Genomic DNA, 15,809 nt, shown 5'->3' with positions numbered 1-15,809 from the left:
AGAACAGCGGCCAACAAACTATCCTAGAGGTACACAGATTTAGACCGTCTGGATAAATTGCTCCGTTGTGTCTGTTCCGTGAGACCGTGTTCACAAGACCCGGTCTTCGGGAACCCTTTTTTGGATTCGTCCGTTCAAAAGGAACAGAGGCAACGGCCGCGGCGTATCCAGACGCTGGCCGACTAAAGGAGGTCGCGATGCCCCTCTCGGAGCACGAACAGAAGCTCCTCGAGCAACTCGAGAAGCAACTGCATGAGGACGATCCAAAGTTTGCCAATTCAATGGGCTCTGACCCCATTCGTTCATGGTCGACCAGGCACATCGTTATTGGCGTTCTAGGCACTATCGCCGGGATCCTCTTGTTGTTGGTAGGTGTGTCGTTGCAGAACATCTTCCTTGGTGTGCTGGGCTTCATTGTCATGGGCGCCGGCGTTTACTTCGCGACCCTGCGAAGGGCTATCGGCGGCAAGACGAAGAGTGCAAAAACCGGTAAGGCCAGGAACTCATTCATGAGCAATCTTGAGGAGCGTTGGGACGAGCGTCGCCGCGGCGAAGAGTAGTTGAGAGCCCTCAAATAGCGTTTGTCTTCCGCAGGAAGCCGAGGCCCTCCACATTGCACCACCAGGCGCTGGCCTGATTGCGAAAAGACCCGAATTTCGGGTCTTTTCGCATTTAAACGCCCGGTTCGCCGCATCCCAGGAGGCGTGGCACGGCTTTGGCTCCGCCGTCGCGCCCTCCCGGGAAGGCCGCCGCAGAATCCGCTCCACTTTCCACCACGCACGAAATCGCCGTGTTTTCAGGCGTTCTCATTCGAAAGTGGTGCAGAAACACGCCGGATTACGTTGACTGTGGGGGCTTGTGGAGTAAAGTGGAGCAAGTAAGAGGGTAGTGGCGGCGTTGGACAGGTACGGGCACCTTTGACAGATGGGGCGGTGGGCCAGTGTTTCTTGGCACGCATTCGCCGCGTCTGGACGAAAAGGGCCGGATCTTCCTCCCCGCCAAGTTCCGCGAGGAACTTGCTGACGGCTTGGTGCTCACAAGAGGCCAGGAGCGTTGCATCTACGTCTTCAGCCAGCGGGAATTCGAACGTATTCACGAATCCATGCGGGAGGCCCCCATCTCCTCCAAGCAGTCACGTGACTACATCCGGGTTTTCCTGTCCGGAGCCTCTGACGAGGTACCTGACAAGCAGGGGCGCGTGACAATTCCGCAGGCGCTCCGGACCTACGCGGGTCTCGATCGGGAACTGGCGGTAATCGGCGCCGGAACCCGAGCGGAGATCTGGGATGCCCAAGCTTGGGATGAGTACCTGGCCGAGAAGGAAGCCGCCTTCTCGGAGACCGACGACAACAATCTCCCCGGGTTCTTTTAGAAGCCGGGCCAAGAAGCAGCAAGGCTTCTTGGATGGGATCTCCAGCCGCCCATCACGTTGTTTTCCTGGCTCACCTTCCCCGGAGCCAGGCGGACACTGCGATAGGCGCGGATGGGGATCCGACCCAAGAAGCAACCAACTGACCGGCAGATGCACCGAACAATTCAGCACTGAGGAGGCCGCATGGAGGAGCAAGACGCGCCAAAACCAACCTCGGAGCGCCATGTACCGGTCCTGAAGGACCGGTGCATCAATTTGTTGGCCCCCGGTTTTGAAGCGGCCCGCAGCCGTGGAGAGACGCCCGTGGCCATCGATGCAACGTTGGGAATGGGCGGCCATTCCGAAGCGATGCTCCAACGTTTCCCCGATCTACACCTTGTTGGAATAGACCGGGACGAAGAGGCCCTCGCCCTGGCAGGAGCGCGACTGAAGCCGTTCGAGTCCCGCACTGATCTGGTACATGCCGTCTATGACGAGATTGAAGACGTCCTTGCGGACCTTGGCATCCCCGAGGTGCACGGCATCCTCATGGACCTCGGAGTGTCTTCCCTTCAGCTGGACGAGCGGGAGCGCGGCTTTGCCTACTCCTACGATGCACCACTGGACATGCGCATGGACACGAGCCGCGGCCAGACGGCCGCTGACGTTGTCAATAACTATTCCGAAGAAGACTTGGTTCGGATCATCCGCAAATGGGGCGAAGAGAAGTTCGCCGGCAGGATCGCCAATCGCATCGTCGCGGCGCGGGCCATCAAGCCCTTTGCCACCACGGGAGAACTGGTAGAGCAGATTCGCGGCGTGGTTCCTGCATCGGCGGCAAAATCAGGAGGACATCCGGCAAAGCGGACTTTCCAGGCTTTGCGGATTGAAGTCAACGAGGAACTCGACGTCTTGGAAAGGGCAGTACCTGCTGCTCTCTCGGCCTCAGCATTGGGGGGACGCGTGGTGGTGATGTCCTATCACTCGCTCGAAGACAAGATCGTCAAGTCAGTATTCCAGTCACGGTCCAAGTCATCAGCTCCCCTCGGTTTTCCGGTGGAGCTCGAGGAACACAAACCGGAATTCAAGACCTTGACTAAAGGCACGGAAGTGCCGACGCCCGAAGAAATCGCCGAAAACCCGCGTGCGGCATCCGCCCGGCTGCGGGCAGTGGAACGCATCAAAGCGAGGAGAACAGCATGAGCACCGCCGCCGCGAAGATCTTGCCGACCACGGTGGGCAACACAGCGCGTGCCCTGCCCGTTCGTGGCCCGGAGCGCGACGCCCCCCGCAAGGCGCGGACCCCGCTCTCGCTCGTGCAGAGTGTGCCCGGAAGACGACGTACTCCATTCGTCGTCTTTTGCTTCGGCGTCCTCGCGGCAGCGCTGTTGACGGTCCTGGTGCTCAACATCTCTGTTTCCACAGCCCAGTACGATCTCGTGAAGCTCAGGAACGATGCTGCTTCCCTGAACAAGCAGAACCAGGATCTGACACAGCAGGTCCAGAACTTCGAAGCTCCGCAGAATCTGGCGGCCAAGGCCGCAGAATTGGGAATGGTAGCTTCCACTGCCACGGGCCAGATCGATCTGGACAGCCTGACGGTCACAGGTAAAGCGACGCCGGCAGTCAAGGGACAGAATCCCGGTGCTGTCATAGCTGCTCCTGCGGTTGCAGGTCAGCTCAGTGTCGTACCTCCTGCGACCGCCAAGGATCCGCTGGAAAACCGCAAGCCAGCAGCAACTGCTGACTCCACACCGGCCAAGCCGGAGGCGCCCGCGGCTCCTGTGGCACCGCAGCCGGTTGTGGATCTCCACGGTGGTTCGGTCCCCGCCCCACAACAGAGGGTGCCCGGGCAATAGCCTCCAGCCGACCTGATTTCAAGGAAAACAGCAAGGAATCGACGTGGTGCAGAAGACCGGCAAATCGAAGAACAAGAGAACGCCGGCGGCGAAGAAGCGCCTTCGCATCGGCCTCGGAATCATGCTGACACTCCTCTTGGTGGTCGGGGGCAAGTTGTTCCTCGTCCAGGGACTGGACGTCGGCGGCATGGCCGAGGCCGCCTATAACAACCGGCTGAAGTCTACGATTCTGCCTGCCGAACGCGGCAAGATTCTTGACGCCAACGGCACGGTGCTCGCCAGCAGCGTGATCCGCTACAACATCGTGGTTGACCAAACGGTCAACACCGCCGCCACTGAGTTTTCGCGCTACAACCCCCAGACCCAAGGCATCGACAAGATCTCCAGGACCCAGGGCATTGCGGAGCTGGCCAGCGCCTTGGGGATGGATGTCAACCAGGTCACGCAAGCCGTGAGCGGGGAGAAGAAATACAGCATCGTGGCCAAGGAAGTGAAGCCCGAAGTTGAAGACCAGATTTCCCAACTGCATATCCCGGGTGTTGGATCGGAAGGCATCAGCAAACGCGTCTACCCCAATGGGAGCGTTGCCGGGGGCGTCATCGGATTCCTCAAGGACGGCACCACGGGCCAGGCAGGCCTTGAACAGACTCAAGACGAGCTCCTCCGTGGGAAAGACGGAAAGAGGGTATTTGAGATCGGCGCCGACGGTCTTCGCATTCCCGTGGCAACCGACCTGCTGACCCCGGCCGTGAATGGCAAAGACGTCAAGCTGACCTTGAACACGGATATCCAGTACTTTGCGCAGCAGGCCATTCAGACGCAGGTCAACCAGCTCAACGCCCAATGGGGATCGATCGTCGTCGAGGACATCAAGACCGGGAACATCATCGCGATGGCGGATACCAATGCCCCGGATCCCAATGACCCCGGTAAGGTTGCGGCCGCGGACCGCGGTGTGCGGTCTGTAACGGCCGCCTACGAGCCTGGCTCGGTAGAGAAAATGGTCACGGCATCGGCCGCGATCAATGAAGGAAAGTCCAGCCCGCTGGACACGTTCACCATTCCGCCGGCTGTAACGATTGACGGTCAGACGTTTACTGATGCTTTCTTACACGGTACCGAACAGAGGACCCTTGCCGGCATTCTCGGCTATTCGATGAACACCGGTACCGTGATGGTCGGCAGTCGCCTGACCAAGCAACAGCGCTACGACTACCTCAAGCGCTTCGGCATCGGCGAAGCTCCGGACATTGGTCTTCCCTCTGAAGCCACCGGCATCCTCGCGAAGCCTGAGCAATGGGACGACCGGCAGCAGTACACCGTGCTGTTCGGCCAAGGTGTTTCCCAGTCCACCGTCCAAACGGTTCGGGCCTACCAAAGCGTGGCCAATGGCGGCGTGATGCTGCAGCCACGACTTATCGACGGCTACGTCGGCGCCGACGGTGTGGAGGCGAAAGTTCCTGCCAAGGATCCCAGGCAAGTCGTTTCCAAGGAGACGGCCCAACAGGTCCGCGACATCCTTGAGAGCAACGTCACCATGGGTGAAGTCAAAGATGCCGGCATCGACGGATACCGGGTGGGTGCGAAGACTGGAACCTCCGAGGCGCCCCGTGAAGACGGACTGCCTGGCTTCGATGGTTTCACCGCTTCCATCATTGGAATGGCGCCCATGGAAAATCCACGGTTCATCGTCGAGGTGGTTGTTCAGCGGCCTAAAGGGAACATTTACGGCATCACCCAGGGACCGATTTTCCGCTCGGTCATGGGCCAGGTCCTGCGCACCTACAACGTCCCCCCGTCCACCGGGACACCGGCGCGGTTCCCGCAGTACGCCAAGTAAGTCATTTTCGCCAAGTAAGCTTGTTGGGCATCTGTCCGGCCAAATTACGATCCACCCATGCCGATTCCGGGAGCCCCACGGTTCCCGCGCGGCCAGTTTTACGAGTACCAACGGAGACCCACTTGTCAGAGCAGAATGACGCCGTATCGATCCCTAAAGGGAACCCGCCGGCTACGGACAAACCCGGCTTCCGCCCCGCCGTCGTGACCGCGGTCCCTCTTGAGGCCATCGCGGCTTCCCTGGGAATCGCGCTTCCTCCGGACTCCGGCGGTACGTCGGTGACTGGTGTGTCCCTGAATTCGCGCACCGTGGAACCTGGAGACCTGTACTTGGCCCTGCCCGGAGCCACACGCCACGGAGCCGACTTTGTCCCCCAAGCTGTGGCCGCTGGCGCCGTAGCCGTCCTGAGTGATGAAGACGGCGCACGCCAACTGGCGCTCGGCGACGACCTCGCTGTTCCTGTGCTGATCGTCGGGAGCCCCCGCGCCGCCGTCGGGCCTCTTGCTGCCTTGATTTATCGCAGCCAACCCGAAGACGCGTCTTCGCCGACACTTTTCGGCGTCACCGGTACAAACGGCAAGACCACCACTACCTACTTCATCAATTCGCTTCTCCGCGCGCTGGGCTTGAACCCTGGCCTGATTGGGACGATCGAAATCGTTGCGGGAGGCGAAGCCATCCCGAGCCTGCTGACGACGCCAGAGTCGACGGATGTCCATGCCTTGCTCGCCCTCATGCGTGAGCGCGGGCTCGATGCGGCTTCCATGGAGGTCTCCTCCCACGCCCTGTCCTTCCACCGGGTCGACTCGGTGACGTTCGACGTCGCCGGCTTCACTAATCTGACTCAGGACCACCTGGACCTTCACGGAAGCATGGATGAGTACTTCCGGACGAAAGCGGAACTCTTCACCACCGCCCGCGCACGCCGGGGCGTGGTGACCGTGGACGATCAGTGGGGGTTGTTGCTGGCCGAAGAGGCTGGAATTCCCGTGACCACGTTGTCCGCCGTACCCGGTACGGATGCTGACTGGGTTGTGGTCTCCACCACGCAACGAGGGCTTGGAACCGACTTCGAGCTGCGCCACCGTAACGGAACAGCGCTGCGCGTCCACACAGGATTGCCGGGGGACTTCAACGTCGCCAACGCGGCGCTGGCGACCGTCATGGTGTTGGCTTCGGGCATCGATCCGCAGACATTGCAGGCGGCGCTGGACAGTGACGATCCCTTTACCGTTTCCGTACCGGGCCGGATGCAGCTGATCTCGGACGCCCCGGCTTCCGTGGTTGATTTCGCGCACAACCCGGACGCGCTGGCGAGGGCACTGAAGGCGGTGCGCTCCCCGGAGCCCGGATCCCGGGTGATCGTCGTTTTCGGTGCCACAGGCCAACGGGACCAGGGAAAGCGGCCGACCATGGGAGCCATAGCGGCCCGGCTCGCCGACGTCGTCATTGTCAGCGACGACGACCCCCACGACGAAGACGCGGCGACCATCCGCTCGGAAGTCATCGCCGGGGCCCGCGCTGCCCGCGAGTCGGAGCATCTTGACTGCGAGATCCTGGAAGCTCATCCCCGTGATGTTGCCATTCGCCAGGCCGTGGAAATGGCCACAGAAAGGGACACCATCCTGATCGCCGGCCGCGGACATGAAGTCTGGCAGGAAGTGAAGGGTGTCAACCTTGCACTGGATGACCGGGTAGAACTGCGGGCTGCCTTGACAGCCAGGGGATTCAGAGTTTCCACGGACGAGCGGATAGAGTCCTAGACCGAGATGATTGCACTTACTGCGGCGGAAATCGCCCATATCACCAACGGCCGATTGGCAGCGGACCCCGGCATTGTTCCGGTGTCCATCGTCACCGACTCCCGCGAGGTCGCTGCCGGATCGATGTACGTGGCCAAGCCGGGGGAGAACGCGGACGGTCATGCCTTTGTGGGCGCCGCATTTGAGCGCGGCGCCGTTCTGGCACTGACCGAGCGCGACGTTTCTGACGACGCCGGCCGGACATATCCCGCCGTCGTCGTCGATGACGCCGTGCTCGCCATGGGTGCGCTGGCCGCCGAGTCCGTTCGCCGCATCCGGGCGGCCCGCGCGGCACAAGGGGAGCCTTTCACCGTTATTGGCATCACGGGCTCGGCAGGCAAGACCACTACCAAGGACCTGCTGGCGGGGATTCTGTCCCGGGCCGGGGTCACAGTTGCCCCGCAAGGTTCGTACAACGGCGAAGTCGGTGTACCGCTCACCGTATTCCGAGCCGATGCCGGCACCCGTTATCTCGTGATCGAAATGGGCGCCACCGGAGTCGGTCACATCAAGTACCTCGCCGAGATGGTCCAACCCGACATTGGCGTCGTTCTTGGCGTCGGTACCGCCCACGCTGGCGAGTTCGGTGGCGTGGAGAACATCGCCAAGGCCAAGGGCGAACTCGTCGAAGCGCTGGGACAGGACGGAACGGCGATCATCAACCTCGACGACGACCGGGTCGCGGCGATGGTTTCACGCACCCAGGCCAAGGTGCTTGGAACCACGGCTACTGGCGCTTCCGGGTGGGCTGTCGAAGCAAGGAACGCCGATATCGACGAGGCCGGCCACCCGGAATTCGATCTCATCCTGCCCGACGGCGGGGCCTCCCATGCGGTCCACAGCAAGCTGATCGGTGCGCACCACATCACCAACCTGCTTGCCGCCTCGGCCGCGGCGTTTGCGGCAGGCGTCCCCGCGGCCGACATTGCCGCATCGCTGAGCGAGCAGTCGCCGGCCAGCCGGTGGCGGATGGAGCGCACGGAGCGGGCAGACGGCGTCACCATCATCAACGACGCATACAACGCGAATCCTGAATCCATGCGTGCCGCCCTGCGCACCCTTGCCGACCTCGGCCAAGGTCGTCGCACCTGGGCTGTCCTGGGCGCGATGCTGGAACTTGGCGAAGACTCCATCCGCGAACACACGGCGGTGGGGACCCAAGTGGTTCGCTTGAACATTTCCCGCCTGGTGGTGGTTGGCCGAGAAGCCCGGGCGCTGTACATTTCCGCGATCCAGGAGGGCTCCTGGGGCAACGAGTGCAGTTTCGCTGAGTCGGCTGACGAGGCCTACGAACTCCTGCAGGCTGAGCTTGAACCAGGTGATCTGGTGCTGTTCAAGTCCTCGAACGGGGTGGGCCTCCGGCATTTGGGGGATCGGATAGCATTACCCCCACAGGCCGGGACGAGTGCGAACACCGCGGCTGTAACCGCCGCCAATGAAGGGAACGAGCTCCTGTGATTGCACTGTTGATCGGCGCTGGCGTCGCCCTCCTGGTGGCTTTGATCGGGACACCACTCTTCATACGGTTCCTTGTGACCAAGGGCTATGGCCAGTTCATCCGGGACGACGGACCCACGTCCCACCACACCAAGCGTGGTACTCCCACCATGGGCGGCGCCGTGGTGGTTGCGGCCGTGCTCATCAGCTACGGGTTGACCCATGTGATCATGTGGATGATGAATCCGCGTTCACCGGGCCCGTCCGCTTCGGGCCTGCTTTTGTTGTTCCTCATGGTTGGCATGGGATTCGTTGGTTTCCTCGACGATTTCATCAAGATTTCCAAGCAACGCAGCCTCGGGCTCAACGCCAAAGCCAAGCTGATCCTTCAAGCTTTCGTCGGCATTGTCTTCGCCGTGCTGGTCCTGAACTTCCCTGATGCGGACGGCATCACTCCGGCATCCACGCATATTTCCCTCGTCCGGGACATTCCCTGGCTGAACCTGGCCTTCGGGGGCACGGTCCTCGGCGCCATCCTGTTCGTCATCTGGTCGAACCTGATCGTCACTGCGGCGACCAACGGCGTCAACCTGACGGATGGCCTGGATGGCTTGGCCGCGGGCGCCTCTATCATGGTCTTCGGGGCGTACACCCTCATGGGAATCTGGCAGAACAACCAGGCCTGCGGTTCGCCACGTGAGGCCGGTAGCGGCTGCTACTCGGTCCGTGACCCGCTCGATCTTGCCCTCCTGGCGGCCATTTGCAGTGCTGCGCTGGTGGGCTTCCTCTGGTGGAACACGTCCCCGGCGAAGATATTCATGGGGGATACCGGTTCGCTGGCAATCGGCGGCGCGGTGGCGGGCTTTGCGATCCTCTCCCGCACAGAGCTTCTGTTGGGCATCATCGGCGGGCTGTTCGTCCTCATCACGCTGTCGGTCATCATCCAGGTGGGCTACTTCAAGGTCACCAAGGGCAAGAGGGTCTTCAAGATGGCTCCCCTGCAACATCATTTCGAACTCAAGGGCTGGGCCGAGATCACGGTGGTTGTCCGATTCTGGATTCTCTGTGGCCTTTTCGTGGCCGCAGGCCTTGGTATTTTCTATGCTGAATGGGTGGTGCTGCTGTGAGCGCAAGTCCTCAAACCAAGCCTTCGGCCAATGACCGGCTCCGGGATCTCGTCAGTTGGGACTCGGACTGGAAGGGCCTTCGCGTCGTGGTGACGGGCATTGGCGTCTCGGGTTTCGCTGCCGCCGACACCTTGATCGAGCTGGGCGCGCGGGTGGTGGTGGTTGACGCCGCCACGAGCGCCAAGGCACTCGCCCAGGCGGACACCTTGAAGATCGTCGGCGCGGCCGACGTCCTCCTTGGCGAGGACGCTGTCAAAACACTGCCTTTGGTGGATGGCGAGAAGGCCGAACTCGTGGTGACGTCTCCGGGTTGGCGGCCAGACCAGTCCCTCCTGGCAGCTGCCAAACGCGCCCATGTACCGGTGTGGGGCGACGTCGAACTCGCTTGGCGGGTGCGCGAACGCGAGGGCCGCAAGACGGCGGACTGGCTCACGATCACGGGTACAAACGGCAAGACCACCACGGTGGGCATGGCCGAGGCCATGCTGCGGGCTGCGGGCCTCAAGGCGATTGCTGTCGGGAACGTCGGGACTCCAATCCTCGACGCCCTCCGGGACCCGGTGGAATACGATGCTTTCGCGGTTGAACTTTCCAGCTTCCAGCTGCATTGGAGTGAATCGCTCTCTCCTGTGGCCAGCGTCTGCCTCAATGTGGCCGAAGACCACGTTGACTGGCACGGCTCCTACGAGTCTTACCTCGCGGACAAGGCAAAGATCTTCGAGCACACGCAGAAGGCGTGTATCTACAACGCTGAGCAGATCGAGACCGAACGCATGGTGGAGAACGCCGACGTCGTGGAGGGTTGCCGGGCGATCGGATTCACCACTTTGACGCCGGCGGTCAGCATGCTTGGCGTCGTCGAGGGGCTACTCGTGGACCGTGCCTTCATCGAAGAACGCAGGAGCTCAGCCGAGGAACTTGCGTCCTTGGCGGACCTGGGGCCGGCTGCCCCGCGGCATATGGTCGCCAACGCCCTGGCTGCTGCCGCCCTGGTGCGCGCCTACGGCGTCGATTCCGCGGCCGTGCGCGCAGGACTAAGGAACTACCTCCCGGGAGACCACCGCATCCAGCCCGTGGCCAAGCTGAACGGCGTGGTTTGGATCAACGACTCCAAGGCCACCAATCCGCACGCCGCCTCGGCAGCCCTCTCGACGTTCGATAGCGTCGTGTGGATCGCCGGCGGCTTGTCCAAGGGCGTCAACTATGACGAGCTGGTCAAAAGCAACGCGCGCAGGCTCAAGGCCGTGGTCCTGATCGGAACCGACACCGCGGATCTGGAAGCCTCCCTCAAGCGACACGCAGCGGATGTGCCTGTAATCGGGCAGCCCAAGGGCGACACTGAAATGGTGCAGTCCGCCGATTCAGCTGGTGCCGCCCCGGAACCGTCTCCGATCTTCGGCGACACCGTCATGGCCCATGCTGTCGCGTCGGCAGCAAGTATCGCCGAGCCCGGCGACACTGTGTTGATGGCCCCGGCGGCTGCTTCCATGGACCAGTTCTCTTCCTACGCTCATCGTGGCGACGCTTTCATCCGGGCAGTTCGCGAGCTAGTGGAAGGCCAGGCACAGACCACCGAGGAGTAACAATGGTCAGCACGCCCACGCGCACCGGGCCCGGGCGGACCCGGGCCGGCAAGGCAGCGCCCGCTGGACGCGCGGCCGGCGATGCTCGGCCCTCGTTGCCGTCGCGCATTCGTTCTGGCATCACCGGTTTCTGGTCAACGCTTGAGGGAAGCGGTAAATCGAGAAACGGGTCCACCTACTACCTGATTCTTGGTGCATCGCTTGCACTTACGGCTATCGGGATCATCATGGTCCTCTCGGCATCCAGTGTTGAAGCGATTGCGGCCGGCGAATCTCCCTACTCGATCGCCACAAAGCAAGGAATTTTCGCGGGCATCGGCATCGTCTTGATGCTGGTGCTGTCGCGGGTCAATGTCCTTTGGCTCAAGCGATTCGCGTGGCCAGCCATCGTGCTCGCGGTTGCTTTGTTGGTTCTGGTCCTGGTCATCGGCAAGCGGGTCTTGGGAAACCAGAACTGGATCGAGATCGGCGGCTTCACCTTCCAGCCCTCGGAATACGCCAAGTTCGCACTTGTGCTCTGGATGGCCACGGTCCTGTCCGTCAAGGCAAAGCTTCTTGATAGGTGGACGCACGCACTGATCCCGATCGTCCCTGTCTCGTTCTGCATCATTGGATTGATCGTCGCGGGCCATGACCTCGGAACTTCTCTGGTGGTCATGCTCATCATGGCTGCCGGGTTGTTCTTCGGTGGCGTCAACATGAAGCTCTTCGCTGCGGCAGGTGGCGTTGCCGCCGCCGCAGCGCTGATACTCGCCGTTACCAGCGGAAACCGGATGTGCCGGATCACCTCGTGGATGGGGCAGAGCTGTGCGGGAGCAAGCGACATCGGCTTCCAGAGCGAACAGGGGCTGAACGCCCTTGCTTCCGGGGGCTGGCTTGGTGTGGGGCTTGGCCAGAGCCGGCAGAAGTACCAGTGGATTCCCGAAGCCCACAATGACTTCATCTTCGCCGTCATCGGGGAGGAACTCGGCCTGGTGGGAACCTTAGTGGTCCTGGTGCTTTTCGCGCTGCTCGCTGTTGCCATCTATCGCGTGGTCAGCCATCAGGAAGACCTCTTCGCCCGTGTGTTGGGCGGCTCGATCATGGCGTGGATGCTCGGGCAAGCGGCCATCAACATGGCCATGGTGGCCGGTCTGCTGCCCGTGATCGGCGTTCCGCTGCCTTTCATCTCCTATGGCGGTTCAGCACTGGTGATGTCCCTATGCGGCGTGGGCGTAGTGTTGTCTTTGGCCCGCGCCCAAATGACTTCCGCCAGCCCTTCCAAACCGAGTGGGCGGCCAGCGAAAACTGCACGAAAGCGTACATAGCACTCCATGAATTCCCAGCCCAAGCCACTGTCCGTGGTCCTCGCCGGTGGCGGGACCGCCGGACACATCAGCCCGCTGCTCGCCATCGCCGACGCCCTCAAGTCGCTGCGGCCGGATGCCAGCATCCTTGCCGTCGGCACGCCCAATGGCATGGAAACCCGGCTCGTTCCGGCCGCTGGCTATGAGCTGGCCACCATTGATCGGGTTCCGTTTCCCCGAAAGCCTTCCGCGGATCTGCTCAAATTGCCCGGCAAGCTCGCTGCCGCCGTCAAACAGGCCGGCCGCATTCTCGACGACGCGCACGCCGACGTCCTGCTGGGCGTGGGCGGTTACGTTTGCACGCCGATGTATATTGCTGCATGGCGCCGGAAGATCCCCATCGTCATTCATGAGGCCAATACGCGCCCCGGGCTCGCCAACCGGGTAGGGGCCATGTTCACCAAATATGTTGCCGTGGCCTTCCCGGAGACCCGGTTGCCGCATGCCCGTCATCTTGGCATGCCCATGCGCAAGGCCATTGCCGGCTTGGACCGGGCGGCTGGTCGCGCGCATGCCAGGCAATCGCTCGGCTTGGACGCCGGACAACCTGCGCTCATCGTGACGGGTGGCTCCTCAGGTGCCCAGAGCATCAACTGCACCATTGCCGGTGCAGTTGCCGCTTTGGCGGAAGCGGGCATCCAAACACTGCACATCACCGGCCGTGGCAAGGCAGTCAAGAACGACGACGGCGCGCCCCTCGCGGCCGATGGGTACCATCAGGTGGAATACGTGGACGGCATGGAAAACGTCTACGCAGCAGCAGATGTCCTCCTCGCGCGTTCCGGAGCGGCGACGGTCAGCGAGGTAGCCGCCGTCGGGCTCCCCGCGGTATTCGTTCCGTTGCCCATTGGGAACGGCGAGCAGGCCCTGAACGCTTCCGCGCTGGTCAAGGCCGGTGCCGCCCTCTTGGTCGATGATGCGGCCCTGACCGCGGATTGGCTCAAAGCCGAGTTGATTCCTTTGCTCACGGATCAATCCCGCCTCGATGACATGGCCAGCAAGGCAAAGGAACTCGGCATTAGAAATGCTGATCAGCGGATGGCTGATCTTGTACTGGAAGCGGTATCCGAATGACCCAGCCCATTGCAGACCTCGATTCCCTTGGCCGGGTCCACTTCATCGGCATCGGCGGCGTAGGCATGTCCGCCGTCGCCCGCATCATGGTGGCCCGGGGCGTGGCAGTGAGTGGTTCGGACGCCAAGGACCTGCCCGTCATGGCGGACCTTCAGGCCGCGGGCGCGCGGATCGCGGTCGGCTACGCCGCAGGAAATCTCGGTGACGCGCAAACTGTTGTTGCAGGTTCGGCCATCAAGGCCGAGAACCCGGAGCTCGAGGCGGCCCGAGCGGCCGGGATCCCGGTACTGCACCGCTCGGAGGCCCTCGCTGCGACGATGGGCTCCGATCGTGTCGTGACCGTGGCAGGTACCCATGGCAAGTCCACCACCACCTCCATGGTGGCTGTGCTGCTGAGGGAAGCGGGCCTGGATCCATCCTTCGCCATCGGTGCCAACGTGCCTGCCCTCGGCGTCAACGCGGCGCACGGCACCTCGGACATCTTCGTTGCCGAGGCCGACGAATCGGACGGTTCCTTCCTCAATTACCGGCCGCTCATTGCCGTCGTCACCAACGTCGAGGCCGACCACCTCGACTACTTCGGCACGCCTGAGGCCGTCTATGCCTCCTTCGACAGCTTCGCAGCCCTGTTGCCAACGTCTGGAGTCCTGTTCGCCTGCGCGGACGACGACGGCGCCTGGGCGCTTGCGGAGCGGACCCGCGCAGCGGGCAATACCCGTGTCCTGAGCTATGGGACGGCAGAGGACGCCGACATCCGCCTGCACGATGGCGGTCCTGGTGATGTCTGGGTCTCCGCCGATGGACAGCGGCACCGCCTCGACCTTCAAGTCCCTGGCCGGCACAACGCGCTGAACGCGGCTGCCGCGTTCGGCGTCGCCGTCGAACTCGGCGTGGCACCTGAGGCTGCCGCGGCCGCCCTGGGCCACTTCACGGGAGCGTCGCGGCGATTTGAATTCAAGGGGCAGGGGAGGGGCGTCCGGGTGTATGACGACTACGCCCACCACCCCACGGAGGTCCGGGCTGCTTTGTCGGCTGCCCGCTCGGTGGCAGGCGGCAACAAGGTGCACGTGCTCTTCCAGCCGCACTTGTTTTCGCGTACCCGCGAATTCGCCGAGCAGTTTGCAGAGGCGCTTGGGGAAGCGGATACCGCCCTTGTCCTGGAAATCTACCCTGCGCGCGAGGACCCCATTCCCGGGGTCACGAGCACCTTGATAACGGAGCGCCTCAAGAGCGGCAGACTGGTGGCGGACGGGCAGGAAGCTTTGGATGCGGTTCTCTCCGCGGCCAGCGATGGCGACATTATCTTGACCGTCGGAGCCGGTGACGTGACGGCTTACGGGCCCCGGATCGTGGAGTTGTTGGGTGGCTGATACCCGGAAGCCCACTTTCAAGCCGCGGGCGGGAACCCGGCCCGGGACCGTCAGTGCGGAACGCAGCCTCGACGATCCTGTTGAGGTCCCTTCAGGGGCCGCAGCCGGAAAGGACAGCAATGTGCTGGCCTTTCCGGAACCGAAAGGGCGCAAGCGCCGGCGGACGGTTCTTGCCGTGCTCGCCATCATTGTCGCCCTGGTTGCCGGCATTATGGCGGCGGTCATCTATTCACCGGTGTTCGCCGTGCGCACTGTGACGGTGGACGGAGCCAAGTTGCTTCAGCCGGCTGCAGTCCAGAAAGCATTGGAGCCGGTGAAGGGAAAGCCGCTTCCGCAAATCAACGACGCCGAGATCGCCGCGCTGCTCAAGCCGCTGGTCCAGGTACGCTCCGTCAGCACGGAGGCCCGTCCTCCGTCCGAACTGTTGGTGCACATTACCGAACGGGTGCCTGTGGCACTGGTCAAGAACGGTGACAGCTACCTGCTGGTTGACGTCGACGGCGTCAAGCTTGGTTCAACTCCTGATAATGCATCGGTACCCTTGCCCGTCATCGACGGGCTCGGGGCAAACCAGGACCTCTTCAAGGCGATCACTGCTGTCCTGGCGACGCTGCCGGCCGATGTCCTGGCAAAGATGGCCAGCGCCTCGGCGAAGTCGCCCGACGCCGTCGAGCTCAAGCTCACGGACGGCAAGATCGTCGTCTGGGGAAACGCGGATGAGAAAGAGCTCAAGGCACGCGTCCTGGAAGCGTTGCTGAAGGCGCCGGCCAATCCGAAAGTTCCGGTGAATGTCTATGATGTGAGCGCACCGAGGCATCCATTTACCAAGTAGGCCATTTCAAGAAGTAACTTCGCTGGCGATCGGGGCTATTTTTGGGACTTTCAGACGACACGCGGAGGCGGTCATTGAATGTCGGATTCATAGCCCATACCGTCACTTAAGAGTTACTTGACATAACTATAACCTTCAACTAGAGGGTTAAGGTCCAAGAATTCAAGTTGGACTCGATCTGTTTCGCT

General features: G+C 62.3%; 13 protein-coding genes. All 13 read left to right on the top strand.

The genetic code is table 11. The features are described from left to right. The first annotated feature begins 197 nt into the window (after positions 1 to 197). The 13 genes from AC3ANQ_RS14830 to AC3ANQ_RS14770 all read left to right on the top strand — a co-directional run bounded on the left by AC3ANQ_RS14830 (position 198) and on the right by AC3ANQ_RS14770 (position 15,621). Positions 198 to 560, top strand: a complete 363-nt coding sequence (locus AC3ANQ_RS14830) for a DUF3040 domain-containing protein (protein WP_488301748.1) — start codon at positions 198 to 200, stop codon at positions 558 to 560. 380 nt (positions 561 to 940) lie between these two features. Beyond that, positions 941 to 1,372 carry a division/cell wall cluster transcriptional repressor MraZ gene (gene mraZ / locus AC3ANQ_RS14825; protein ID WP_488301747.1) on the top strand — a complete coding sequence of 144 codons (432 nt, stop codon included), beginning with the start codon at positions 941 to 943 and terminating at the stop codon, positions 1,370 to 1,372. 183 nt (positions 1,373 to 1,555) lie between these two features. Next, entirely contained in the window at positions 1,556 to 2,554 is a 999-nt protein-coding gene (gene rsmH, locus AC3ANQ_RS14820; RefSeq protein ID WP_488301746.1) for a 16S rRNA (cytosine(1402)-N(4))-methyltransferase RsmH, read from the top strand. After that, entirely contained in the window at positions 2,551 to 3,210 is a 660-nt protein-coding gene (ftsL, locus tag AC3ANQ_RS14815) for a cell division protein FtsL (RefSeq protein ID WP_488301745.1), read from the top strand. The genes rsmH and ftsL overlap by 4 nt, the downstream gene beginning before the upstream one ends. Before the next feature lie 43 nt (positions 3,211 to 3,253). After that, positions 3,254 to 5,050, top strand: a complete 1,797-nt coding sequence (locus AC3ANQ_RS14810; protein ID WP_488301744.1) for a peptidoglycan D,D-transpeptidase FtsI family protein — start codon at positions 3,254 to 3,256, stop codon at positions 5,048 to 5,050. 122 nt (positions 5,051 to 5,172) lie between these two features. After that, positions 5,173 to 6,813, top strand: a complete 1,641-nt coding sequence (locus AC3ANQ_RS14805; RefSeq protein ID WP_488301743.1) for a UDP-N-acetylmuramoyl-L-alanyl-D-glutamate--2,6-diaminopimelate ligase — start codon at positions 5,173 to 5,175, stop codon at positions 6,811 to 6,813. Between the two features lie 6 nt (positions 6,814 to 6,819). Continuing rightward, entirely contained in the window at positions 6,820 to 8,310 is a 1,491-nt protein-coding gene (locus AC3ANQ_RS14800; protein WP_488301742.1) for a UDP-N-acetylmuramoyl-tripeptide--D-alanyl-D-alanine ligase, read from the top strand. After that, positions 8,307 to 9,416, top strand: a complete 1,110-nt coding sequence (gene mraY, locus AC3ANQ_RS14795; RefSeq protein WP_265979046.1) for a phospho-N-acetylmuramoyl-pentapeptide-transferase — start codon at positions 8,307 to 8,309, stop codon at positions 9,414 to 9,416. The genes AC3ANQ_RS14800 and mraY overlap by 4 nt, the downstream gene beginning before the upstream one ends. Then, the gene (murD, locus tag AC3ANQ_RS14790; RefSeq protein ID WP_488301741.1) at positions 9,398 to 10,999 is read left to right on the top strand and encodes a UDP-N-acetylmuramoyl-L-alanine--D-glutamate ligase; all 1,602 of its coding nucleotides are present in this window, start codon (positions 9,398 to 9,400) and stop codon (positions 10,997 to 10,999) included. Before mraY ends, murD begins: the two co-directional genes overlap by 19 nt. 2 nt (positions 11,000 to 11,001) lie before the next feature. Beyond that, complete coding sequence (ftsW, locus tag AC3ANQ_RS14785) at positions 11,002 to 12,306, top strand: putative lipid II flippase FtsW (RefSeq protein ID WP_488301740.1); 1,305 nt, start codon at positions 11,002 to 11,004, stop codon at positions 12,304 to 12,306. A gap of 6 nt (positions 12,307 to 12,312) precedes the next feature. Further along, entirely contained in the window at positions 12,313 to 13,419 is a 1,107-nt protein-coding gene (murG, locus tag AC3ANQ_RS14780) for an undecaprenyldiphospho-muramoylpentapeptide beta-N-acetylglucosaminyltransferase (protein ID WP_488301739.1), read from the top strand. Continuing rightward, entirely contained in the window at positions 13,416 to 14,789 is a 1,374-nt protein-coding gene (murC, locus tag AC3ANQ_RS14775; protein WP_488301738.1) for a UDP-N-acetylmuramate--L-alanine ligase, read from the top strand. The genes murG and murC overlap by 4 nt, the downstream gene beginning before the upstream one ends. Continuing rightward, complete coding sequence (locus AC3ANQ_RS14770; RefSeq protein ID WP_488301737.1) at positions 14,782 to 15,621, top strand: cell division protein FtsQ/DivIB; 840 nt, start codon at positions 14,782 to 14,784, stop codon at positions 15,619 to 15,621. Before murC ends, AC3ANQ_RS14770 begins: the two co-directional genes overlap by 8 nt. The last annotated feature ends 188 nt before the right edge of the window (positions 15,622 to 15,809 follow it).

The organism is Arthrobacter sp. DMZ02-1R (assembly GCF_057747935.1).
This window is presented reverse-complemented; position numbering and strand designations above follow the sequence as displayed.